The sequence below is a fragment of the Crinalium epipsammum PCC 9333 genome (assembly GCF_000317495.1).
Taxonomy (GTDB): Bacteria; Cyanobacteriota; Cyanobacteriia; order Cyanobacteriales; family PCC-9333; genus Crinalium; species Crinalium epipsammum.
Genome location: NC_019753.1, coordinates 1480177 through 1501541, shown reverse-complemented (window position 1 = coordinate 1501541; position 21365 = coordinate 1480177). Strand labels below are relative to the sequence as shown.

Annotated in this window: 21 protein-coding genes; 6 read left to right on the top strand and 15 right to left on the bottom strand. The window is 40.2% G+C overall.

All coding sequences use genetic code 11. The features are described 5' to 3' along the window. Positions 1-3: 3 nt before the first annotated feature. The 4 genes from CRI9333_RS06375 to CRI9333_RS06360 form a co-directional block, all read right to left on the bottom strand. The gene (locus tag CRI9333_RS06375) at positions 4-1947 is read right to left on the bottom strand and encodes a sensor histidine kinase (RefSeq protein WP_015202344.1); all 1944 of its coding nucleotides are present in this window, start codon (positions 1945-1947) and stop codon (positions 4-6) included. 85 nt (positions 1948-2032) lie between these two features. After that, positions 2033-2317: a DUF7734 family protein gene (locus tag CRI9333_RS06370; RefSeq protein ID WP_015202343.1), complete on the bottom strand. Its 285-nt coding sequence runs from the start codon at positions 2315-2317 to the stop codon at positions 2033-2035. Positions 2318-2440: 123 nt separating this feature from the next. Beyond that, positions 2441-3037, bottom strand: coding sequence for a DUF3177 family protein (locus CRI9333_RS06365; protein ID WP_015202342.1), 597 nt, complete (start codon positions 3035-3037; stop codon positions 2441-2443). 418 nt (positions 3038-3455) lie between these two features. Continuing rightward, positions 3456-3683, bottom strand: coding sequence for a Calvin cycle protein CP12 (locus CRI9333_RS06360; protein ID WP_015202341.1), 228 nt, complete (start codon positions 3681-3683; stop codon positions 3456-3458). A 384-nt stretch (positions 3684-4067) separates the two neighbouring features. On the opposite strand from CRI9333_RS06360, the gene CRI9333_RS06355 reads away from it, so the two are divergent. The 3 genes from CRI9333_RS06355 to CRI9333_RS06345 all read left to right on the top strand — a co-directional run bounded on the left by CRI9333_RS06355 (position 4068) and on the right by CRI9333_RS06345 (position 9319). Further along, entirely contained in the window at positions 4068-5321 is a 1254-nt protein-coding gene (locus CRI9333_RS06355) for an FIST signal transduction protein (RefSeq protein ID WP_015202340.1), read from the top strand. 240 nt (positions 5322-5561) lie between these two features. Further along, positions 5562-6959: a TldD/PmbA family protein gene (locus CRI9333_RS06350; RefSeq protein WP_015202339.1), complete on the top strand. Its 1398-nt coding sequence runs from the start codon at positions 5562-5564 to the stop codon at positions 6957-6959. 302 nt (positions 6960-7261) lie between these two features. After that, the gene (locus CRI9333_RS06345) at positions 7262-9319 is read left to right on the top strand and encodes an AMP-binding protein (protein ID WP_015202337.1); all 2058 of its coding nucleotides are present in this window, start codon (positions 7262-7264) and stop codon (positions 9317-9319) included. Between the two features lie 100 nt (positions 9320-9419). On the opposite strand, the gene CRI9333_RS06340 is transcribed toward CRI9333_RS06345, so the two are convergent. The 3 genes from CRI9333_RS06340 to CRI9333_RS06330 all read right to left on the bottom strand — a co-directional run bounded on the left by CRI9333_RS06340 (position 9420) and on the right by CRI9333_RS06330 (position 11741). Beyond that, positions 9420-10106 carry a response regulator transcription factor gene (locus CRI9333_RS06340; protein WP_015202336.1) on the bottom strand — a complete coding sequence of 229 codons (687 nt, stop codon included), beginning with the start codon at positions 10104-10106 and terminating at the stop codon, positions 9420-9422. Positions 10107-10286: 180 nt separating this feature from the next. Further along, the gene (gene mraY, locus CRI9333_RS06335; RefSeq protein WP_015202335.1) at positions 10287-11381 is read right to left on the bottom strand and encodes a phospho-N-acetylmuramoyl-pentapeptide-transferase; all 1095 of its coding nucleotides are present in this window, start codon (positions 11379-11381) and stop codon (positions 10287-10289) included. A 126-nt stretch (positions 11382-11507) separates the two neighbouring features. Beyond that, positions 11508-11741, bottom strand: a complete 234-nt coding sequence (locus CRI9333_RS06330; RefSeq protein WP_015202334.1) for a DUF3134 domain-containing protein — start codon at positions 11739-11741, stop codon at positions 11508-11510. Positions 11742-11942: 201 nt separating this feature from the next. Between CRI9333_RS06330 and CRI9333_RS06325 the strand changes: the two genes are divergently transcribed. Next, positions 11943-12527 carry a PAP/fibrillin family protein gene (locus CRI9333_RS06325; protein ID WP_041226434.1) on the top strand — a complete coding sequence of 195 codons (585 nt, stop codon included), beginning with the start codon at positions 11943-11945 and terminating at the stop codon, positions 12525-12527. 143 nt (positions 12528-12670) lie between these two features. Next, on the top strand, positions 12671-13477 hold the full coding sequence (locus CRI9333_RS06320; RefSeq protein ID WP_015202332.1) for a PD-(D/E)XK nuclease family protein: 807 nt from the start codon (positions 12671-12673) through the stop codon (positions 13475-13477). 6 nt (positions 13478-13483) lie between these two features. Here the strand turns inward: CRI9333_RS06320 and CRI9333_RS06315 are convergent, their stop codons facing one another. Continuing rightward, on the bottom strand, positions 13484-13726 hold the full coding sequence (locus CRI9333_RS06315) for a hypothetical protein (protein WP_015202331.1): 243 nt from the start codon (positions 13724-13726) through the stop codon (positions 13484-13486). A 263-nt stretch (positions 13727-13989) separates the two neighbouring features. On the opposite strand from CRI9333_RS06315, the gene CRI9333_RS24775 reads away from it, so the two are divergent. After that, the gene (locus CRI9333_RS24775) at positions 13990-15015 is read left to right on the top strand and encodes a hypothetical protein (RefSeq protein ID WP_015202330.1); all 1026 of its coding nucleotides are present in this window, start codon (positions 13990-13992) and stop codon (positions 15013-15015) included. Between the two features lie 290 nt (positions 15016-15305). Here CRI9333_RS24775 and CRI9333_RS06305 read toward each other — a convergent pair whose 3' ends face one another. The 7 genes from CRI9333_RS06305 to CRI9333_RS06275 form a co-directional block, all read right to left on the bottom strand. After that, entirely contained in the window at positions 15306-15818 is a 513-nt protein-coding gene (locus CRI9333_RS06305; protein WP_015202329.1) for a hypothetical protein, read from the bottom strand. Between the two features lie 7 nt (positions 15819-15825). Continuing rightward, positions 15826-16299 carry a hypothetical protein gene (locus CRI9333_RS06300; protein WP_041225964.1) on the bottom strand — a complete coding sequence of 158 codons (474 nt, stop codon included), beginning with the start codon at positions 16297-16299 and terminating at the stop codon, positions 15826-15828. A gap of 155 nt (positions 16300-16454) precedes the next feature. After that, complete coding sequence (gene ppk1, locus CRI9333_RS06295; protein ID WP_015202328.1) at positions 16455-18623, bottom strand: polyphosphate kinase 1; 2169 nt, start codon at positions 18621-18623, stop codon at positions 16455-16457. A gap of 93 nt (positions 18624-18716) precedes the next feature. Continuing rightward, a complete protein-coding gene (locus CRI9333_RS06290; protein ID WP_015202327.1) occupies positions 18717-18923 on the bottom strand; it encodes a hypothetical protein in 207 nt (68 codons plus the stop codon). A 156-nt stretch (positions 18924-19079) separates the two neighbouring features. Next, positions 19080-19676, bottom strand: a complete 597-nt coding sequence (locus tag CRI9333_RS06285; protein WP_015202326.1) for a superoxide dismutase [Fe] — start codon at positions 19674-19676, stop codon at positions 19080-19082. A gap of 247 nt (positions 19677-19923) precedes the next feature. Continuing rightward, the gene (locus CRI9333_RS06280; RefSeq protein ID WP_041225963.1) at positions 19924-20418 is read right to left on the bottom strand and encodes a TIGR00725 family protein; all 495 of its coding nucleotides are present in this window, start codon (positions 20416-20418) and stop codon (positions 19924-19926) included. A 28-nt stretch (positions 20419-20446) separates the two neighbouring features. Beyond that, the gene (locus CRI9333_RS06275) at positions 20447-21328 is read right to left on the bottom strand and encodes a 4-hydroxybenzoate solanesyltransferase (RefSeq protein ID WP_015202324.1); all 882 of its coding nucleotides are present in this window, start codon (positions 21326-21328) and stop codon (positions 20447-20449) included. Between the last annotated feature and the right edge of the window lie 37 nt (positions 21329-21365).

The window sequence follows — 21365 nt, the reverse complement described above, 5'->3', positions numbered from 1 at the left end:
ACATTATTTGGAAATAGGTAATGAAATAGTAAATTCTGTTCCCTCCCCAGGCTCAGATATTACCTCAATTTTACCGTTGTGTTTTTCGATAATTTGATAGCTAATTGCTAACCCTAACCCTGTACCTTGACCGACTGGCTTAGTTGTAAAAAAAGGATTAAATATCTTCCTTCTAACCTCTGAGGGCATCCCAGCGCCATTATCTTTAATACTTACTACTGCATAGCATCCCGAATCAGCTTCTAGATTAGATTCAACTACTTGTGTTTGAATTACAATTTCTTTCCTGGAAGAATCTGTTTGTGCCATCAGTGCATCAATAGCATTATTAATAATATTCATAAATACTTGATTTAGTTGCGCTGGGTAACACTCAACTTTTGGCAAATTCCCATATTCCTTGCTCACATGAACTCCCTGCTTGAGCTTGTGATTTAGGATTAACAAAGTACTATCAATTCCTGCGTGAATATCAGCTTGTTTCATTCCTGTTTCATCTAAGCGAGAAAAATTCCGCAATGACAGGACAATTTGACTGATACGCTCAGTACCCATGTTCATCGAATTAAGAGTTTTGGGTAAATCTTCAATAATAAATTCAAGATCAATAGCTGCTATTTCGTCAGCAATTTCTGGGGAAGTGTTGGGATATTGTTGTAAATAGAGGTCTATTAAACCTAATAAATCCTGAACATAATTAGTAACGTGGGCAATATTGCCATGAATAAAGTTGACTGGATTATTAATTTCATGGGCTACCCCTGCTACCATTTGACCCAAGCTAGACATTTTTTCTGTTTGAATTAGCTGTGATTGGGTTTGGCGAAGATTTTCTAGGGTAATTTCTAACTCTTGTGCTTGAGATACTAAATCTGTATTTAACTGTTGCAGATGATCGTGGGCTGATTCTAATTGTTCAGTTTTTTGCCACAGTTCCTCTGTTCTTTCTTCTACTCTTTTTTCTAAAGTCTGACGAGCTATTTCTAGTTCTTTAGTATAATCAGCAACTCTATTAATAAGTTTGTTAAAAGATTTTGCTAATACCCCTACTTCATCTTTAGTCGTCACTGGGGCTTGCAGTTGAAAATCAGCTTTATCGGTAACTTTTTGAGCTACTTGAGTAACTGCTTCTAAAGGACGTGCGATCGCTCTACTGGTATATAGTGCTAAAGCCGCAGCAGTAATTACAGAAAATAACAAACTCAAGGCAGTTATCTTGATGTGCAGCGCCTCTGCTTCGTCTAAATTTTCTTGTGCCTCTTCCTCTTCCTCGTGAGCCGCTTCAATTAGTGCTGTTAAATCATCTGACAAACCATCAAACTTTAATGCTACATTACCATTAGTAAATTTTAAAAGTGATTGCTGTGCTGCTGGTACGTCTGGCGATCGCAAATTAGCTGGATCGATTCGGTTGATTAAAGCTTCTATTTCTTGGAAATAAGCTGCTACTGTACCATTATATGTACGCAACCATTCCTCTACACGCTCAATATCAGGATCAGTTTTTGAATTTTCTTTTACATAAGATTTCACCTCATCAAAAAGCTTCTTAACCTCTTGAGTATGCCTAAGAAAGTGGGCGTGTTCATCTTTAAAGCTTTGAGCATTCTGAATTAGAGGAATAAACTGTTGCTGATGAGAACGTGCCTCTAGTACCGCAGTTTTTAATTCAGTTAATAAATGTTCTTCGTCACGAGCTTGCTTGTATTGATCGTGAGCCTGCTCTTGATAGTATGTTCCAATTATCTGCCCCGCAGTTGTTCCCAAAATAGCCACACCAATTGCGAGAGCATATCCTAAGCCAATCTTGTGTCTAATACTCTTAAAATTAAGCGATCGCGTGATCCAGTTATTTTTAGAGCGTGCTACACTCCCTTGGTTTTCGGAGTCAGAGCGATCGGCTACTGATTTAACTGCTGAATTTAGATGAGGTTCTTCAGGCTGCATGGCAGAGTCTAAATTTTGAATAGATAATAAAAATTTTGCCCATATCAGCGAGCAAGCTAACAATTACAAAACTTATTGATTAAATTTATAACAAATGTTGAATTGTTTCCCAAGTTAATCCTTGTTGTATATATACAGGAGATTCAGGATTGTATGGGCTTCTTACTATATCTATACATAAAATCTTGGCATCATCCGGCAACACTGGCACATCAGGATCAAAAGCTGTTGCTTGCATTAAAGAACTAGAATAGCCTTTAAAAATTGCAATTCGGTCTTCTTCACCAGCAATTTCAGCCGTTACAATTAAAACTTCTTGTGGATGTTTGAGTGTATATTGTTCTAAACGTCGCCCAACAGAATTGCTCATAATTTAGATAACTTATTACATTCTTAGATATTGAAATTAAAAAGTTTATTTAAGTTAAAGGTTTTAGGGTTTATACAAATTAATTCCTAAAACCTTTTCACCATCAAACTACGTCTATGTTGGCTACTGTTGCAGTGCTGAACGTCCTTGTTTTCCTAAACGAACCAGCACAAAATAACTTAACAAAAACACATAAATTATTAATGCAAAAATTCCCAACCCACCTAAGAAATCTGGTCTAGAATTGGCATGGAAAAAAGCTTTATATAGCCAAGGTGCTTCTAACCATACTTGACAGTAAGTAGTTTTTATCAGCCCTTGGGAAAAAGCACAAGGTAAAAAAGGAATGATTGCGAGACTTCCCAAAATGCAGTAAGTCGTAATAGCCCAACGCCAAGCTTGCACTGCTAACTTGAGAGGACGTGGCTGCATATCATCTATTTCTTCATTGATATCTACCCAAAACCATAAGGATATAGGTATAAGGATACGCGCTAATAAAGAAGACAAAAATGCAATGGGCCAAGAAGCAATCATTAGGTAAAGAGTAATCAAAAGCAAACTGGAAACGCGCCAGTAAATCATTAATAACCTCTGAATGCCTGTGGATTTTTGGACAAAAGCCCAAATTAGCAATATCAGGGGGATAATAACAGTAAATAAAATTGCCAACCGATAGTCAGTCCAGGCTAACGATCTCAACCACGATTCATTTTGCATTGCTTGTATCTTTATTTTCCTTGATGAGAAACCCTGCACACAAATAGGACTTACGCAGAGATCCCCCTAAATCCCCCTTAAAAAGGGGGACTTTGAATTTCCCCCCCCCTTTTTTAAGCTAAGGGGATCTAGGTTCAGGCTTTCGGTGCGTAAGTCCTACTCCCTTCCCGTCTAAAGAATACCTATTTTTATAACCGCCAAGACGCAAAGAACGCCAAGGAAGAAGAAGAATACGAGCAGTAATCTTTTAGTGGGAAGGGAGTAGTCAAATTATTTTACCTTTGAGCGATCCTGCTGCAACTTAGGCAAGCAAATCCCAAAAATACCGAAGCAAGCAACAAAAACGCTGTATTAGCTGTTTGTTGTTGCTTGCTTGGGTTAATTTATTGCTCCAGAATTGACGTTGAGGAAATTAAGTTTAATCCTCATAAAGCCGACACTCGGCTGCTTCAGGATTATCGTCGCAAAACTTTTCAAGGGAGTTTTTTGGCTTAGTGGTGCGCTGATGTGATGCTTCTGCTTGTAATTCTTCAACTGCATCCCAAGCGGCAGCACACTCGCCAGAGTTTGCTCCGTTGACATCGCAGGCTTGACGTGCTTGTTCGCGCTCTTGTTCGATTTTTTGTTGAATGTCAGTGTTGCTCATGTTTTTTCCTAGTTGCTAGCTTTAATACAGGAAACTTATGTTATTTCCGCGTTTGACAACAATCCTATCTGGTGTTGTGTTCAGTCACCCAGTTCTTTTGAACAGCCTTACTTAATCTGTAATAGCTGAACTGCCAGCGCCAAGATAAGATTCCCTTGTTTGTTTTAAGATTTGCTTGTGAGTGTGGTTAAAGGTTAGCGAGTTTAAACGAACTTGCACCTTTAACTAAAATATTAACTTATGTGAATGTTGAACCGCTACTCCTCTAGCTGTTGCTATTTAAGATCTTGCTGATCCTTGCTGGTGCTATCGTTAACCTAGAGGATAAACAGACTTGCTGCTTCGGCGCAAGTAAGCAGTGAGCGCCGATGGAGATTAAAGCCTATGGCTAACCAAATTAAGTGGTCAAACGCCTTATCAACTCGTGCTTCTTTGGAAGCAGCAGTCGCGGAAGTAGTAGACCGCGCACAGAGTTCTTTAGGGATAGGTGCGGATTTGGGGCTGGTGTTTATTTCGTCAGCGTATGCGAGTGAATATCCTCGATTAATGCCTTTATTGCAAGAAAAATTGCAATTACCAGCCTTAATTGGCTGTGGTGGAGGCGGGATTATTGGGATCGATTCTCAAGGGGAAGCGCAGGAAGTTGAGGGAGAAACTGCTTTAAGTTTGACGCTAATGCACTTGCCAGGAGTGGAAGTTAGTACTTTTCATATTTCTGCTGACTCATTACCTGATATGGATAGTCCGCCGGATGCTTGGGTGGAATTAATTGATGTGCCACAACAACAAGCACCTCAGTTCATTTTATTGTCTGATGCGTTTGGCTCGAAAATTAATGATTTACTGGAAGGATTAGATTTTGCTTATCCTGGGTCTGTAAAAGTAGGTGGATTGGCAAGTAGTGGTGCGGCTGGTATGGGGAGCGGGTTGTTTTGCAACTATAAGCTGTATCGAGAGGGTACAGTTGGGGTTGCTTTGACAGGCAATATTGCTATTGAAACAATTGTTGCTCAAGGTTGCCGTCCTATCGGTCGGACGTATCAAGTTACTAAAGGCGATCGCAATATTATTTTAGAATTAGTTGAGGATGATAGCGGCGATATTGCTATAGGTAATAAGCCGTCTCAAACTTCGCTGGAAGCGTTGCGGGATGTGATCGAAAACTTGAGCGAGGCAGATAGAGAATTAGCACAGCACTCGTTATTTATTGGGTTAGCACAGAATGCTTTTAAGCAACAGTTGGGGCATGGAGATTTTCTAATTCGGAATTTGCTAGGGGTAGATCCTAGAGTAGGGGCGGTTGCTATTGGCGATCGCGTTCGTACTGGTCAACGCATCCAATTTCACTTACGCGATGCTGAAACTTCAGCAGAAGATTTAGAGTTTTTACTTCAGCGTTATCAACAAGATTTAGCTGAGAATTCAACCACTGCGGGTGCTTTGATGTTTTCTTGTTTGGGTAGGGGAGAAGGACTTTATGGACAACCTAATTTTGATTCGCGGTTGTTCCGCCGTTATTTAAAAGATATTCCTATAGGGGGATTCTTTTGTAATGGTGAGATCGGTCCTGTTGGTAGTACTACTTTCCTACACGGTTATACTTCTGTGTTTGGAATTTGCCGTCAAATTGAAAGTTGACTTGATTTGAGATGGAGATGTTTTTTTACGGTTGTTGCAACAAAGATAACTTTTTTTTCAACGCATTAGACGCGCCAGCGTCTTGCAGATTTTTCTGCGCTCCGCGCAGTAGGGTAGGGCGCATTAGCCGTTAGCGCTAGGCTTCCCGCAGGGTAGGTAAACTTGACTTTTGTAAGTAGAAAAAATCTTTTAAGATAGTATTTAAGCCCTTAATCATAAATTCATTAAATACTTAATCCTATGCCAACTTTACTTAATTATACTGATTTGCTTTCTGACTTAGTTGCGCGTTATCGCAACCGTGTTGATTATTTAGCAATTCGGTTAGAAGAAGCTGAAGGAACTGACATTTTATTAAGAGGCGAGAAAGTAGAAAGCTTGAGTGAAGGTCTTTCTATTGGTGGGCAAGTGCGAGCTTGTTATAAAGGAGGTTGGGGGTTCGCTAGTTTTAATCAATTAGATACTTTAGCAGAAAGAATTGAGGAAGCGATCGCAGCTTCTTTGTTAGTTGGTGACGAAGAAACGCTGTTAGCACCAGTGGAAGCAGTGCAAGCTGTCTGTGCTTTACCTCTGACTGGTACTGATCCTCGCGAAATTTCTTTGACTCAGAAAAAAGAATTGTGCGATCGCTACAATCAAATTCTCCGTACTACTGACCCCAAAATTACTACAACTTCTGTACGTTATAGCGACAGCGCCCAAAGAATTATCATTGCCACCTCTGATGGCACACTTATTCAGCAAAGTTGGGTGGACATGGAAATGCGCTTTGCTGCAACTGCCCGCAACGGAGAAACAGTGCAAACAGGTCGAGAAACTAGCGGTTCGCGTAAAGCTTTTGAAGATTTAACTAACCTTGATGAGCAAGTACGCAGTGCTGCCCTACGTGCTGTAGATGCTTTATCTCTGCCTCCTGTCAAAGGCAACACCTATACAGTAGTTATTGATCCAATTTTGTCAGGTTTGTTTGTCCATGAAGCTTTTGGGCATCTTTCCGAGGCAGATATGGCATACGAAAATCCTGACATCCTCGAAGTTATGAGTATGGGGCGGCGATTTGGTCCAGCAGAATTGCAAATATTTGATGGTGCAGCACCAGAGGGACATCGTGGTAGTTACTTATACGACGATGAAGGAACACCTGCAACTACCACCCAACTGATTAAAGATGGCGTATTAGTAGGACGCTTGCACTCCCGCGAAACTGCTGGCAAACTTGGTGAAACAGCCACCGGAAATGCTCGCTGTCTTAACTATCATTATCCCCCCATTGTGCGGATGACTAATACTTGGATTGAGCGAGGTAATACTCCCGTCGCAGATTTATTTACAGGAATTAAAAATGGTGTTTATGCCCGTAATTGGTTAGGCGGGATGACCAACGGAGAAATGTTTACCTTTACGGCTGGTGAAGCTTGGATGATCCGCAATGGTAAACTTGCCGAACAAGTGAGAGATGTCACCCTTTCTGGTAACGTCTTCAAAACATTAGCAGATATAGAAGCTATTGGGGATGACTTTTATTGGGATGAATCTGGCGGCTGTGGTAAGGGTGGTCAGAGTGGTTTACCTGTAGGATGTGGTGGTCCCAGTTTGCGGATAAAAAATGTTGTAGTTGGTGGAGAAGCAGCGATTTAGGGATTATGGGCGCGGATTAATTTGCATCAACCCTGAATAAAATTTCTGCAACTTTTGCTCTGTGAAAGTCCTAATATAGTTGGTAGAGTGTAACCATTGCTACATTATCTACATGGTTGCACTCTCGTTTATTAGATGGGTAAGGACTGTAAGAGTCTGTAAGGTGTTCGGATAGGGTGCAAATAACTAAAGGGCTATACTGACATAGGCGTTGGCGTAGAGAAGCCTGCCGAGGCTCGAACATAAAGAAAATACACAAACCGGATTTATTATTATTAGTATTTATTCACAGGAAAAAGTTTATGAGTAAGCAACTTTCCCTGGAAGAGTTAATTAATTGCGGTTTAGATAAAAATTTAGCTGCTACTATGCTACCGCAGCTTAATCAATGGCTATCTTCTACACCTGGTACTGAATGCTGGCAAATTATTATTCAAAAATTTCTTAAACCTGATTACCCTTTTGCACTACATAAACTTTTGTACGAAACCATTTTTTCGGATTGGGATACAACTCAGGGAATAGCGGCAGCTTGGTTTCCTAGTGATGAGCAAATTCAATCTACTAATATTGCTGCTTTAATGCAACAGTTGCAAATTAATTCATATCGAAAACTGCATCATTGGTCAGTACAAAATCGCGCCCAGTTCTGGGAATTAATGGTTGAAAAAATAAATATATGCTTTAGGGAAAAATATACAAAAATTATTAATAGTTCAGAAGATGTAGAGTCAGCCCAATGGCTTGTTGGTGCTATTTTTAATATTGTTGAAAGTTGTTTTCAAGCACCGAAAGATGCGATCGCGATCGCATTTCAACCCGAAGGTGGTTCGCTATCTTTTTGGACTTATGGCGAACTCAATATTTTTACTAATCGAGTTGCGAATGGTTTAATAGAGGCAGGCTTTAAAATAGGCGATCGCATCGCTATTGCTATGCCGATGACGGCTGAATCTGTCGCTATTTATCTAGGTATTATCAAAGCAGGTTGTACAGTTGTTTCTATTGCTGATAGTTTTGCTGCTAATGAAATTGCTGCACGTATACGCATATCTAATGCTAAGGCAATTTTTACTCAAGACTATATATTAAGGGCTGGTAAAAAGTTACCTCTTTATACAAAAATTGGTGAAGCTAATGCCCCTAAAGCAATTGTAATATCTCTTGATAATTCTTCTGGGTTGCAATTGCGTCAGGGAGATTTAACTTGGGATGATTTTCTTAGTTATAAGGAATACTTCGATCCTATTCCATGCAATCCCTTAGATTACATTAACATTTTATTTTCTTCTGGAACAACAGGAGATCCCAAAGCAATTCCTTGGACACAAACGACTGCGATTAAATGTGCAGTTGATGGATATTTACATCAAGATATTCACCCTGGAGATGTTGTTGCGTGGTCAACTAATTTAGGATGGATGATGGGACCTTGGTTAATATTTGCTAGTTTAATCAATCGAGCTACAATTGCTCTCTATTACGGAATACCTACGGAAAGAGAATTTGGTCAGTTTGTGCAAAATGCGCGTGTCAATATATTAGGTTTAGTTCCGAGTTTGGTGAATATTTGGAAAACTACTAATTGTATGCAGGGTTTAGATTGGAGTGCTATAAAAGCTTTCAGTTCTACAGGTGAATGCTCCAATCCACAGGATATGCTTTTTTTAATGTCTTTAGCTGGATATAAACCAATTATTGAATATTGCGGTGGTACAGAAATTGGTGGAGCATATATTACTGGTACAGTTGTACAACCATGCGCTCCTTCAACTTTTACTACACCTGCGCTAGGGTTAGATTTAGTTATTCTAGATGAGGATGGTCAAGTTGCTGAACAAGGGGAAGCTTTTATTATTCCTCCTAGTATCGGACTGTCTACGGAGTTATTAAATAAAGATCACCATCAAGTTTATTTCGCTGATACTCCTAGTGTCCCCGCTACCTCATCTCCTTTGCGTCGTCACGGCGATCAAATAGAAAGATTACCTAACGGCTATTATCGCGCTCAGGGTCGAGTTGATGACACAATGAATTTAGGCGGAATTAAGGTTAGTTCGACTGAAATTGAGCGAATTTTGAATACAGTTGAGGGAATTAGCGAAACTGCCGCGATCGCAATTTCTCCTCTAGACGGAGGGCCTAGTCAGTTGGTAATATATGCTGTAGTATTTGCAATGCTGACTCAGCAACCAGAAGAATTAAAGAGTAAATTGCAAAAAGCGATCGCGCAAAGTCTTAATCCTCTATTTAAAATACGCGGTCTTGTGATTGTTGAAAGTTTACCGCGTACTGCTTCCAACAAAGTCATGCGGCGCGTATTACGTCAAGATTATATTAGTGATCGCGGGCGGGTTTAACGCGCGATATCTTTCAGTATTAGGTTTTTTCTACCAACCCGCCCCTACACATACTACATAACATCTATTAAATAATTAAATAGGCGATCGCATTACTTTTTCACTTCGTTAAACCATGTTCCAGTGCATAACGCACTAACTCAGTACGGCTATTAGTTCCCGTCTTACTAAATAAACGACTAACGTACTTCTCCACATTGCGAACACTGGTTTCCAAACGCCGAGCAATTTCCTTATTCATCAATCCTTGCGCCACCAAATCTAAGACACTTTGCTCTCTAGGTGTTAAATCAATGCGGATAGGCGAAGGTGTTTGAGTGATACCGCTACCGTGTTGTAGCATACCCCTAATTTCCGCTATTTGCCGAGCAATGTCCTCTAAATCTGTAGTAGTACCTGCTGCTTGAGTTGTAGCTGCACGACGTTCTAGTAAGTTTTCTACAATTGCCACCAACTCATCTGGATCAAAGGGTTTAGGGAGATAAGCATCGCAACCAGCTTGATAGCCTTGAATACGGTCAGACTTCATCCCTCTAGCAGTTAAAAATACTACAGGCAAAGCCTTAAAACGAGCGTCTTCCCGCAGTTCTTGAAGAAACTGATAGCCATTTACCTGCGGCATCATCACGTCACTAATGACTAAATCAGGAGGATTTTTCTGCAAAAAATCCCATGCTTCACGGGCGTTACTGGCTACCTGTACATTAAAACCACTATCTTCTAAATAAGCTTGTACAGCTTCGCGTAATCCAGGTTCATCATCTACCAGTAACAGTTGTGCTGCCATATGAGTTTCTTGATACTACTAAACTTAACTCTAGCAATTAGCGATTAGTGATTAGCAATTAGTTGTCACAGATCAAATATTGGTTGACATCTGCGTTTATCTGCGGTTAATTATACAAAATAATAATTCAGGAGTAGAAATAATTGAAAATAATTCCTCCTGAATTACTAACTATTTACACTAACGAATCACAAAACACAACAAAGCCAAACCAGCGTTAATCAAATAAAAAACACCAACAACCTGAGTTTCTGACCAACCACTAAGCTCTAAATGATGGTGTAAAGGAGCCATTTTGAACAAGCGCTTACCAACCCCATCTGGATTTTTTGTAGCCTTGTAATAACTAACTTGAGCAATTACTGACAAAGATTCAACAAAGAAAATACCACTAAGGATAAACAACGTCCACAGGCTGTTAGTTAGCAAACCAACCGCAGCAAGCGCACCACCCAAAGCTAGGGAACCAGTATCACCCATGAAAACACGCGCGGGGTTACGGTTATGTACCAAAAAGCCCAGGTAACTGCCACTCAGACAAGCACAGAACAGCATGAGATCGGGTGATGTCGGTGCTATGATTGCGCCAAGACCTAAAAGTGCGATCGCACCCGTCCCTGCGGCTAGTCCATCTACACCATCAGTTAGATTTGTCGCGTTATTTTCTGCTGCCAGCACAAATACAGCCAAAGGCCAAAAGAGCCATCCTAAAGGTAGGACTAAATTAAATGGCAAATCAATAGTAGTGATTTTCGAGCCTTGACTCCAGGTTAACCACAGACAGAAGAGAATTCCAATCCCAATCTGTAAGGCTAACTTCATCTGGGGCGAAATGCCTTTGTTAGATTTTTTGAGTAGGATTTGCCAATCATCTACCCAACCAATAAAACCGTATGCCAAAGTCATCAAGCTGACAGCAACAACATCTGGGTTAAATCGTGACCACAGCAAAGCTGCTACTACCCCTACTGGCACAATAAACACCCCACCCATTGTGGGAGTGCCTGCTTTTTGCAAATGTGCTTGGGGGCCATCTTCCCGAATGAATTGCCCCATTTTTAGCTTTTGCAATAATGGGACAACCCAGTAACCCAAAATAGCAGTAGCTACAGCACAAGTCCAAAGCGGCAAGGTTAGTGATACGGCTTGCCAAGACACTCGACCTGCTATCCGATCAAGCATGAAAGCTGCAACGCTTAATCCTATGCCTAATGTTACCAGCAGATTGAAGCCTGATGGGTTGAACGAGCGTCCAGAAAATAATTTTGCGTCCACAGTAGGTTTCCCTTTTGACTCCTCACATCCAGTCCGAATTGCAAGCTATCTTTTTTTAGATCTATCTATTTATACAGACTTGGGAGATTGTGTCTATAAAATCAATAGCTGGCTATTTTGTACAAACTATTCCAAATCACCGAGATCATCATCATCATCTAGGTCATCGAATGAATTATCATCGACACCCATCAAATCAGAGATTCCCTCTTCTTCTTCTACATAGCCTTCTTCGCCTTCTTGACGCGCTATTAGACGACCATTGGCTTCTAGCCAATCGAGAATTGGAAGTTCTTGTGGTTTAGGAATGACCGCAGCAGGTTTAAAACGAGATTCTTGACGTAAGGAAGGGTTATACATAATCAGGGTGCAAGTTAAAAATTGGACATCTAGAGTTTATCACTGCGAGAATAGAATGGACTACTTAGATCTCTAGATTTGTCAAGAGTTAGATTTAAAAATTTATTTCTAGCGGTCAGGGGTCAGCCGTCAGCTATGAGCCAATCGTTAAAGCCTACTGCTGATAGCTAAATACTTATTTAATTACAGATGCCAAAATTAATTATGAAGAAAGCAAAATTGTTAGAAGCGATCGCAGGTAAAAATCGTGGTTTACTAGCGACTGAGGTAGATAAACAAGCAATTCTCGTCGCCGTTAGCCAATTAGAAGAACGTAACCCTACTCCTAAACCATTTGAGGCACTTGACTTACTAGAAGGTAATTGGCGGCTATTATATACTAGCAGCGATGAGCTATTAAGAATAGACAACTTTCCCTTGTTGAAACTCGGTCAAATCTACCAATGTATTAGGGCAAAAGATTCAAGAGTTTACAACATAGCTGAAGTTTATGGTCTGCCTTACTTAGAAGGCTTAGTTAGTGTTGCTGCTAAATTTGAGGTTTTAACTAAAATTCGTGTTCAGGTAAAATTTGAACGATCAATTATTGGTTTACAACGTTTAGTTGGCTATGAATCGCCCAATGAATTTATTAGACAAATTGAAAACGGCAAAAAGTTTCCAGCAATTGATTTTAATATCAACAGTAATGACCAGCAAGGCTGGCTAGATATTACTTATCTTGATGAAGACTTGCGAATTGGACGAGGGAATAAGGGTAGTGTGTTTGTGCTAACCAAGGTTTAAATAACTCATCTATGGTTGCACAATTAATATCATGTCCCTTTCTTACAGGCTAAAGCCTGAAGCTATACAAACAAATGCTGCCTACGCAGCCTAAGATAGCTTTGCTAATAGGTTTTTTCTGTATAACAATCATACAATAAAATATGAATTTTCCTCCTCACGTCTCACCGCTAATCAGGCTTTCTCAAGGATACTTAAATCTACTAGAAGCTTGCCCGCGTAAATTTCAACATATCTACTTTGATCAATTAGGTTCTCTACCCAATATAGAGCAACAAGATAAGCAAACTTGGGGCAGTCGCTTTCACTTGTTAATGCAGCAACGTGAATTAGGGCTACCAGTTGAATCTTTTGTTGAAGAAGATGCACAATTACAGCGTTGGGTAACATCATTAATCAGTGCAGCGCCAGAAATTTTAACATCAAATCCAGAAACATTTCGTCAGAGTGAACATTGTCGAACTTTGAATATTGACGGTTATGTACTTACTGTAATTTATGATTTATTAATTGCAGATAATGAAAAGGCACAAATTTTAGATTGGAAAACTTATCCTAAACCTAAACATCAACGCTTGGTAGCAAAAGATTGGCAAACTCGTTTATATCTCTATGTTTTGGCAGAAACCAGTGATTATTTGCCTGAACAAATTTCGATGACTTACTGGTTTGTGCAATCGCAACCGCAACCAGAAAGTTTAAAATTTACTTATAGTGCTACGATGCACGAACAAACTAAACGAGATTTAACAAATTTATTAAAAAAATTAACAGATTGGCTGCGACGCTATCAGGAAACAGGCGAAGATTTTCCTCAAGTATCAGCAACAGCCAATCTTTGTCACTATTGTAATTTTACTGTTCGTTGTGAGCGATCGCCCGAAGTTACCACCGCCACCAATCGGGAAAAATTACCCAATTTAGCTGAAATTCAGGAAGTTAGCTTGTAATATTCCTTAATTAGATTTCAACCGCTTAGAAATTTGACTAGCTAACCCGCTAATAATTGCACCACCCATGAGAATACCAATTGCGGGGGTAAATACTGGTTGCCAGAGTTTATACCACAGATCTAAGCCCAGGGGAACGCCAGCAGAATGACCGATAACTGCGATCGCTAACCACGCAAAGCTAGCTAATACCAGGAATACGTCGGCGACTAAAACCACGTTGAGCCAATCCAAAAATTTATCTTTCATCAGAGTTTAGAAATGCAACTTCATCGCTAATTATTAATTTACGGGATAGTTGGTTACGACCCTAAAACTATAAAACGTAAAACTTTACCAGAAATTCTCACGGGAGTTTTTGGGAGAGGATGAGGAGTTGGCGATCGCGCTAAAAGCAGGGTTATTGTTACAGTGAAGTTTTGTTACTTGTGTTCTAGGCTATTTGGTAATGTCTCCTTGGAGTGCTATTCTAGGTTTATTTTTACCAGAGTAGAGTAGTACTTCTGTTGGTTATGACTCAACCAAGCCTTCTAGAACTTGCTAAACAGGGAAATCCTAATGCGATCGCCACTCTACTAAATCGTTCTCTGCAAACTAAAGGGATTACGACAAAAGCAACTGTGAAGAATGGGTGCTTACACATATTGGTTGAATCGGTTAACGTACCAAAGCAAGAAGCTGTGGTTACGTTTATTCATAGTGCAATAGACAAATTAGGAATTGTATCTTTTGAAGTAGTTAAAATTTCTGGGCGAAAGACAGGTGAACATATCCCCGCTTGGAGTGAAGATATTGAATTAATTGAACCGCCGAATTTGCGGTTGCTTGATAATAATGTTTCTTCAGATCCTACAGGTGACTATTCGCGCCCAGAGGTTGCAATAACAAATAATCAAAAGCCTTTTAAATCAATGAAAAAGTATAAAAATTTACGATTTCTAAACAATGAGAAAGGTCAAAACGATAAGCTAAAGGCACTACAGGTTTATGGTGCTGAAGGTTTAAAGGAAGTAGTTATAGATTTACATTGCCCGCATTGTGACCAAATTGATCGAGTTCAAAAGGTTTCTGCTGTTCATAATTCTGGCTATAGTAGCACTGAGGTATCAGGTAAATCGGAAGGGAAAACCTACGATGGATATAGATATGGGGGTATATCTTCAACCGATGCTTCTATAAACTTAGAGGGCAGTAGTCAAACTAAACTGAGTTACATCTTGGCACCTCCAAAACCACCAGTAAATAGGGAGGCAAGCGACCGAGAGGCAGGTCTTGGATGTTCTGTATTTGCGCTCATTATATTAATAATTGGGGCTTCTTTCCAATGGTCGTGGATAATAGGAATCGGAGTTCTTTCTTTAGTGCCTTCAGTAATGATGTTCCTTAATCCAAAGGTTACACCTCCTGATGAAAAAGAGAAGTACAACAAAGCAATTTCCATTTGGAATCGACTTTTTTATTGTGGTCGATGTGATATTGTTTATGACCCTCAAAGGAGAGCATATTGTTCTAGCAATCACATGAGTGACTTGTACTAAATGAAATCTGAACAAATCTTTTAATAGCAGTTGGGGCGAGTGTCAAGAATTACCATTAGGGACTACTTGAGAATTATTAACTTGTTCTAGTTCTTTTTCGGTGTCAAAGTCGTTAAATGTTGGTTTCCCGTTCCAATACTGATACTGTTGGCGAAATATTTATTAACACATATAACCTTTACTCTACTGAGGGTTATCTTTCGTCAATATGGTCAAAAAATCCCATTCCAATGACTTCGCCAACAGTATCAGATCTCGGCTCAACCCCATTTTTTCTCAAAAACTCAAACCTAAGAAGACTTCTGATTGGCTTTTTTGGCTACATCTTTCCAAGAACGTGCTTCTATCCCCAGCGCCTGACACGCTTCAGCAATGGTTTTGTATTCTTTCTTGAGTTCACTTTCCGTCCACTCTTTAGGGGGTGGAATGGTTAAGTCTGCGGGAATCGGATTGAGAAGCTTTTTGGCATTAATTATCCGTACCTCAGCCTCTAGCACTCCCGCCTCTAACTCCAATAAACGTTGCAATTTTTCTAGTGCTGCTATGTATTCCTCATACGTTGAAGCTGCGTCACGTTCCGCGATCGCCTCTGTGTAAAACCGATTTGTATCCAAGGTATTCATGCCCAAAATTTTAGGTTTAGAAGCATCTTCAGGGATGCCCATCGCTTCTGCTACTGCCGATACTGATGCGTCAAATAAATCTTCCTGAGCTTTAGCCGCGTGGAGGACAGATTCTCCGGCTTCGCGTAAAGTCTGCCTAACTGCATTAAACTCTCTATCTCGCTCCGCTCTTGTCTTCATTGGTAATCTATTTGTAATCTCTTTCGTATTGGTCTAAACGATGCCTCAACTTCGCTGGCAAGAAACGCCTTTGCTCCGCCGACATCTCTTGGTAATCTTTCACTAAATCAGTAAACTCCTGGGTCTGTTCCTCTTGAATATTCGCAATATCTTGATTGGCTTTTCCTAACTTATCCATTGTGACTTTAAGCGCCCGATGCGCTCTATTTCGTTGCGCCGTCATATTGCCTAATTTGCCACGCAACGTTTTGAAGGAAGCAGCAGCTTCATGCAACTTGTCTAAAAACTTCTGTTTCTCGCTCCGTTCTTTCTGAATTATTTCTGAAGCCTTTGTTACCTTCTGCTGTAAATTGTCAATATTCTCATAGAGCCGTTCGCTCTGCTTACGAAGGCTTTCATTTTCCTCTTGAAGCCGACCCTTCCTTAAGCTGGCAATTTGTTCTGGAGTTGCCTTGCTGCTATTCCTGTCTAAATTTTTCATGATAGTGAGAGAGCGATAAGCTAACTTTAATCAGATACTGTTTTATAGAACCCATTTGAGATCTATCCAGATGCCAATAAGAATGAGCATCAGTCTGATGAAGCAGAGATTGAGCTTTGCAGTGGCATGACCAAGAGTCTTTTCAAAGTTCTTGACTAAACTACCCCTCCTGATTGCTGTGCCATATCCATCAATATTTTTTGGGTATTCTGCTCGTGAGACTTTTCACCTGGATGACGTTGAATATAACGCCCATCCGGTTGTAAATCCCAAGCTTGACGATTATCTGCCAGCATAATGCCCAAAAATTCTTGCACATCCTTGGCAATTTCAGGATCATCAACAGGTGCGATCGCTTCTACTCTACGATCCAAATTACGTGGCATCCAATCCGCACTACCAATATAAACTTCCTCCTTACCGCCGTTATAAAAGTAAAAAATCCGCGAGTGTTCTAAAAACCGCCCAATAATACTGATTACCCGAATATTTTCACTAATACCTTCAACACCTGGACGTAAAGAACACATCCCACGCACAATTACGTCAATTTTCACCCCAGCGCGTGAGGCTTCATATAGCTTGGCAATTAACGTCTGATCAACCAAAGCATTCATTTTCGCCACAATTCGACCGCTACCACCATTGCGACAATGTTCAATCTCCCGTTGAATTAAAGCTAAAAAGCGATCGCGACAATTCACAGGCGACACCAACAACTTACGATAAGATCTTTGCCTGGAATAACCCGTTAAATAATTAAACAAATCCGTCAGATCTGCACCTAAATCTTCTCGGCAACTAAACAATCCCAAATCCGTATAAAATCGCGCCGTCTTCGGATTATAATTCCCCGTACCAATATGAACATAACGCCGAATACAATTTTCTTCCCGACGTACCACCAACACAACTTTTGTATGCGTCTTCAAACCCACCAAACCATAAACTACATGAATTCCAGCTTGTTCTAACTTCCGCGCCCAATTAATATTATTTTCTTCATCAAAACGCGCCTTTAACTCTACTAACACCGCCACCTGCTTACCATGTTCTGCCGCCTTAATTAGCGCAGCTAAAATCGGTGAATCACCAGAAGTCCGATACAACGTCATCTTAATCGCCAGCACATTTGGATCATAAGCAGCACAGGCGATAAAGCGTTGTACAGTTGAGCTAAAACAATGATAAGGATGATGTACCAATAAATCTCCGGTGCGAATCACAGCAAAAAAATCTTCATCATCCTCAGCATCAAACTGAAAATTTCCTGCTTCAGGTTCAGGAATTTTACGCAAGCGCGGCGGCACTACTGGTGTCCAACCTGGATCTTTTAATTCAGGCAAAGGTAATTCCATAAAAGAGATTAAATCTACCAGCCCTAGCAGCCCTTCTACCTGATAAACATCACGATCCTTTAATCCCAACTCACGCCTCAACATTACTCGCACCGTATCCGGCATAGATGCTTGCACTTCTATCCGTACAGTTGAACCACCCATGCGTCGTTTGTGTAGTTCCTGCTCAATTGCCAACAGCAAATCATCAGCTTCATCTTCTTCTACAGCCAAATCAGCATTGCGAGTCACCCGAAAAGTGTAATATTCCTGAATATTCATCCCTGGAAATAAAGACTCCAGGTTATGAGCAATCACTTGTTCCAAAGGAACACCTGCCCAAATAGCCCGCCGTTCCTTACTTCGTACCCGCAAATCTTCTGGTAAAGGCACAAACCGAGGCAAAACTTTCGGTACTTTTACACGAGCAAAAAATTCTTCCCCAGTTTCGGGATCTTTTACTACCACTGCCAAATTTAAGCTGAGATTAGAAATATGAGGAAACGGATGGCTAGGATCAACAGCCAACGGTGTCAAAACTGGAAAAATCTGCTCATCATAATATTTTTGTAAATATATTCGCTGTTCCTGACTTAAATCCATATAGTCAAGCAGGTGGATGCCATAAGCCGCCATTTGGGGTCGTAATGCTTGCTCAAAATGCTGATGTTGTTGCATCAACATCGGACGCAGCCGTAAGCTAATCATCTCTATTTGTTCTGCGGGAGTACGCCCATCCGGTGGTAATTTATTTACCTTCGCAGCTACCTGTTCCTTCAAAGCAGCAACGCGCACCATAAAAAATTCATCTAAATTAGAACTGAAGATAGACATAAACTTCAGTCGTTCTAGTAACGGTGTGCGAGGATCAATCGCTTCATGCAGCACACGGTTATTAAATTCCAACCAACTTAGTTCTCGGCTGAAGTAGTATTGTGGGTCGAAAAGATTAATTTCAGTCTCTACTATATCTTTAGATTTAGTCATAATATTTCTTGGCGCTCTTGGTTTCTTGGCGGTTTATACAAAAAGATTTCTCGTAACTAACTGAGCATACCTATATAACTTTTAGCTCAAAACTTAAAAAACTTCATCTTCCTTTCCTACCCACCATTCACCCAAGTTCATCAGATCCTGCTGAATATCAGTTAAGGTACTAAGGTATTCATCTTCTGAAAGCATTGCTCGACACTCTTGCAGTTTTTTCAGGCGTAGTTGCACTAGCAGCCAGGGCTTATGGAGACTATCTGTTACTTCTATATATTTCGCTATTTCTTCACTATTCATTATTGAGCCTTCGATATATTTACTTGAAGAATTTTTCCCAATGCTTCATTTTAGTAAAAAAAAACAGCTACTTTTTGATTTGTAGCTGTTCTTAAAATTTTTAAAATGTTCCCAAAGTTAGGCGACTAAATACATGGGATATGTATATTGGTAGCTTTATGCAGACAGATTTTGGGTAACGAAATCCCAGTTAATCAAGTTGTCTAGCACAGTTTGTACGAAGTCGGGACGACGGTTTTGGTAGTCAAGGTAATAAGCGTGTTCCCAAACATCAACTGTTAGCAAGGCAGTTTGCCCGTGAGCTAGGGGATTTTCTGCGTTAGGGGTTTTGGTAATTTTGAGGGTATCACCGTCCTTAACTAGCCAAGCCCAGCCGCTACCAAATTGGGTTACAGCAGCGTTTTTGAACTCTTCTTTAAATTTATCGAAGCTACCAAAAGCAGTATTGATTTTATCTGCTAACTCGCCAGTTGGTTGTCCACCACCATTTGGCTTCATGCAATTCCAGAAGAAGGTGTGGTTCCAAACTTGGGCGGCGTTGTTGAAAATACCAGTTTTGGACGAATCACCGAAGCTTGCCTTAATAACTTCCTCAAGTGACTTGTCAGCCATTTCGGTATCTTGTACCAATTTGTTGAGGTTTGTAACGTAAGCCGCGTGGTGCTTGCCGTAATGGAATTCAAAGGTTTTTGCCGACATATGCGGCTCTAGAGCGTTAAAGTCGTATGGTAAGGGTGGTTGTTCAAAAGCCATTGTGTTCTCTATCTCTCCTAACTGCTTTCAAGCTTATAGCGAATCTAGCGGCTTTAACATTCCAGTTATTCAGCCTGACAAGATCCAGATTATCAAAGCTCGTAAAATAAAACTTAACGATAAAATTTTAGCTTAAAAGTTATTCAGTGTATTGATTAGCTATCTCCCGAAATTAAAGGTGCGTTATCTCAAACCCTTGTAGAGACGCGAAATAAGATATCTCTACATTGATTTTTGCATGGGTCTATTAGCGATCGCTCAAAATTCCTTTAACAATTTTAATTACCTCTTCAGGAAGATGCGCGATAAAAATATTATCTCTTGATAAGCTTGAGAAAAATATTTTACTTTCCTCACTATCATTTAACAAAATAACTTTTTTATTAGCCTTAATAGCTAAAGCAATTTCTGAAGCAGTACCAGCACCCATTCCACACGCAATAATCACATTACTGCTAAGAACGTTAATATTATTACGGGCATTACCCATATCAGTAACAATGGCAATATCTACAGCATCAGATACATTGCTACTGTCGTCAGTAGGTAAAATGCCAATTGTCAGACCATTTGCAGCTTTTGCACCTTTACTTGCTGCATCCATCACACCAACATTTCTACCGCCAGTCAGCAAAACCCATCCTTGTTGGGCAATCATTTCACCAAGTTTATAGGCGTTTTGTTGGTCAATTTCTGATGCTCCAGCGCCAGCACCCATCACCCCAATAATAATTTTTTTCACGGTTATATTTAGCAAGAATTGCTGATGTTTAAACCAAAATTCCTGAAATCATGCCAGCTAATAAAATAAAACCAATCCAAACGTTTTGGCGGAAAATTTCTCCGTAGGTAGCATTAGCTATATTTGGTTGACGTAGTCGTAAATATTCCCAAACCCAAAATGAAGCAGCAATAACTAAAGAAAGCCAGAAGGCTAGATGCAATTGCATAACTACGCCTAGCCATGCTAATAACGCAACCGTACCAGCAAAGAATATACCAATTGCTTCAACAACGTAATCACCAAAAAATAAGGCGCTAGAATTGATACCAATTTGGCGATCGTCTTCTCGATCTGACATGGCATAAACTGTATCAAATCCTAGTGTCCAAAGTACTGTTGCACCCCACAATATCCAAGTAGTTAATTCTAACTTAGCTGTTACCGCAGTCCAACTAATTAATACTCCAAAACCCCAAGCAATAGATAGTACTAATTGAGGAACTGGAAACACTCGCTTGGCTGTGGGATAAAAAACAATCACCGGAACTGCTGCAACGCACAGAGAAAATGTTAAGAGGTTGAGATATAAAGCTAAAATACCAGCACAAATCATGGAGATTACAGCAACAACAATTCCCGTTTTAATCGACAAAGCACGGGAAGCAAGGGGACGGGAACTGGTTCTTTGCACTTGTGGATCAATATCTCTATCCCACAAATCATTAATTACACAACCAGCAGCACTGGTTGCTAAAGTACCCAAAATAATTACGCTTACCAGTGTTAAAGGTGGTTTTCCTTCTGCGGCTAAAAATACTGCCCACAAAGCAGGAATCATTAAAATTAAGCGTCCTGCGGGTTTATCCCAACGCAGTAAGCGAATGATGGTAAACCAAGTAGGTTCCGGTTGTTGTGGCTGAATGAGCATAATCAATTATCAATTAACAATTATCAATTATCAATGA

What these genes read in the sequence shown, in the direction of transcription:
- CRI9333_RS06375 (WP_015202344.1), bottom strand. Translation starts at nt 1,947, where the DNA reads ATGCAGCCTGAAGAACCTCATCTAAATTCAGCAGTTAAATCAGTAGCC.
- CRI9333_RS06370 (WP_015202343.1), bottom strand. Translation starts at nt 2,317, where the DNA reads ATGAGCAATTCTGTTGGGCGACGTTTAGAACAATATACACTCAAACAT.
- CRI9333_RS06365 (WP_015202342.1), bottom strand. Translation starts at nt 3,037, where the DNA reads ATGCAAAATGAATCGTGGTTGAGATCGTTAGCCTGGACTGACTATCGG.
- CRI9333_RS06360 (WP_015202341.1), bottom strand. Translation starts at nt 3,683, where the DNA reads ATGAGCAACACTGACATTCAACAAAAAATCGAACAAGAGCGCGAACAA.
- CRI9333_RS06355 (WP_015202340.1), top strand. Translation starts at nt 4,068, where the DNA reads ATGGCTAACCAAATTAAGTGGTCAAACGCCTTATCAACTCGTGCTTCT.
- CRI9333_RS06350 (WP_015202339.1), top strand. Translation starts at nt 5,562, where the DNA reads ATGCCAACTTTACTTAATTATACTGATTTGCTTTCTGACTTAGTTGCG.
- CRI9333_RS06345 (WP_015202337.1), top strand. Translation starts at nt 7,262, where the DNA reads ATGAGTAAGCAACTTTCCCTGGAAGAGTTAATTAATTGCGGTTTAGAT.
- CRI9333_RS06340 (WP_015202336.1), bottom strand. Translation starts at nt 10,106, where the DNA reads ATGGCAGCACAACTGTTACTGGTAGATGATGAACCTGGATTACGCGAA.
- CRI9333_RS06330 (WP_015202334.1), bottom strand. Translation starts at nt 11,741, where the DNA reads ATGTATAACCCTTCCTTACGTCAAGAATCTCGTTTTAAACCTGCTGCG.
- CRI9333_RS06320 (WP_015202332.1), top strand. Translation starts at nt 12,671, where the DNA reads ATGAATTTTCCTCCTCACGTCTCACCGCTAATCAGGCTTTCTCAAGGA.
- CRI9333_RS06315 (WP_015202331.1), bottom strand. Translation starts at nt 13,726, where the DNA reads ATGAAAGATAAATTTTTGGATTGGCTCAACGTGGTTTTAGTCGCCGAC.
- CRI9333_RS24775 (WP_015202330.1), top strand. Translation starts at nt 13,990, where the DNA reads ATGACTCAACCAAGCCTTCTAGAACTTGCTAAACAGGGAAATCCTAAT.
- CRI9333_RS06305 (WP_015202329.1), bottom strand. Translation starts at nt 15,818, where the DNA reads ATGAAGACAAGAGCGGAGCGAGATAGAGAGTTTAATGCAGTTAGGCAG.
- CRI9333_RS06300 (WP_041225964.1), bottom strand. Translation starts at nt 16,299, where the DNA reads ATGAAAAATTTAGACAGGAATAGCAGCAAGGCAACTCCAGAACAAATT.
- ppk1 (WP_015202328.1), bottom strand. Translation starts at nt 18,623, where the DNA reads ATGACTAAATCTAAAGATATAGTAGAGACTGAAATTAATCTTTTCGAC.
- CRI9333_RS06290 (WP_015202327.1), bottom strand. Translation starts at nt 18,923, where the DNA reads ATGAATAGTGAAGAAATAGCGAAATATATAGAAGTAACAGATAGTCTC.
- CRI9333_RS06285 (WP_015202326.1), bottom strand. Translation starts at nt 19,676, where the DNA reads ATGGCTTTTGAACAACCACCCTTACCATACGACTTTAACGCTCTAGAG.
- CRI9333_RS06275 (WP_015202324.1), bottom strand. Translation starts at nt 21,328, where the DNA reads ATGCTCATTCAGCCACAACAACCGGAACCTACTTGGTTTACCATCATT.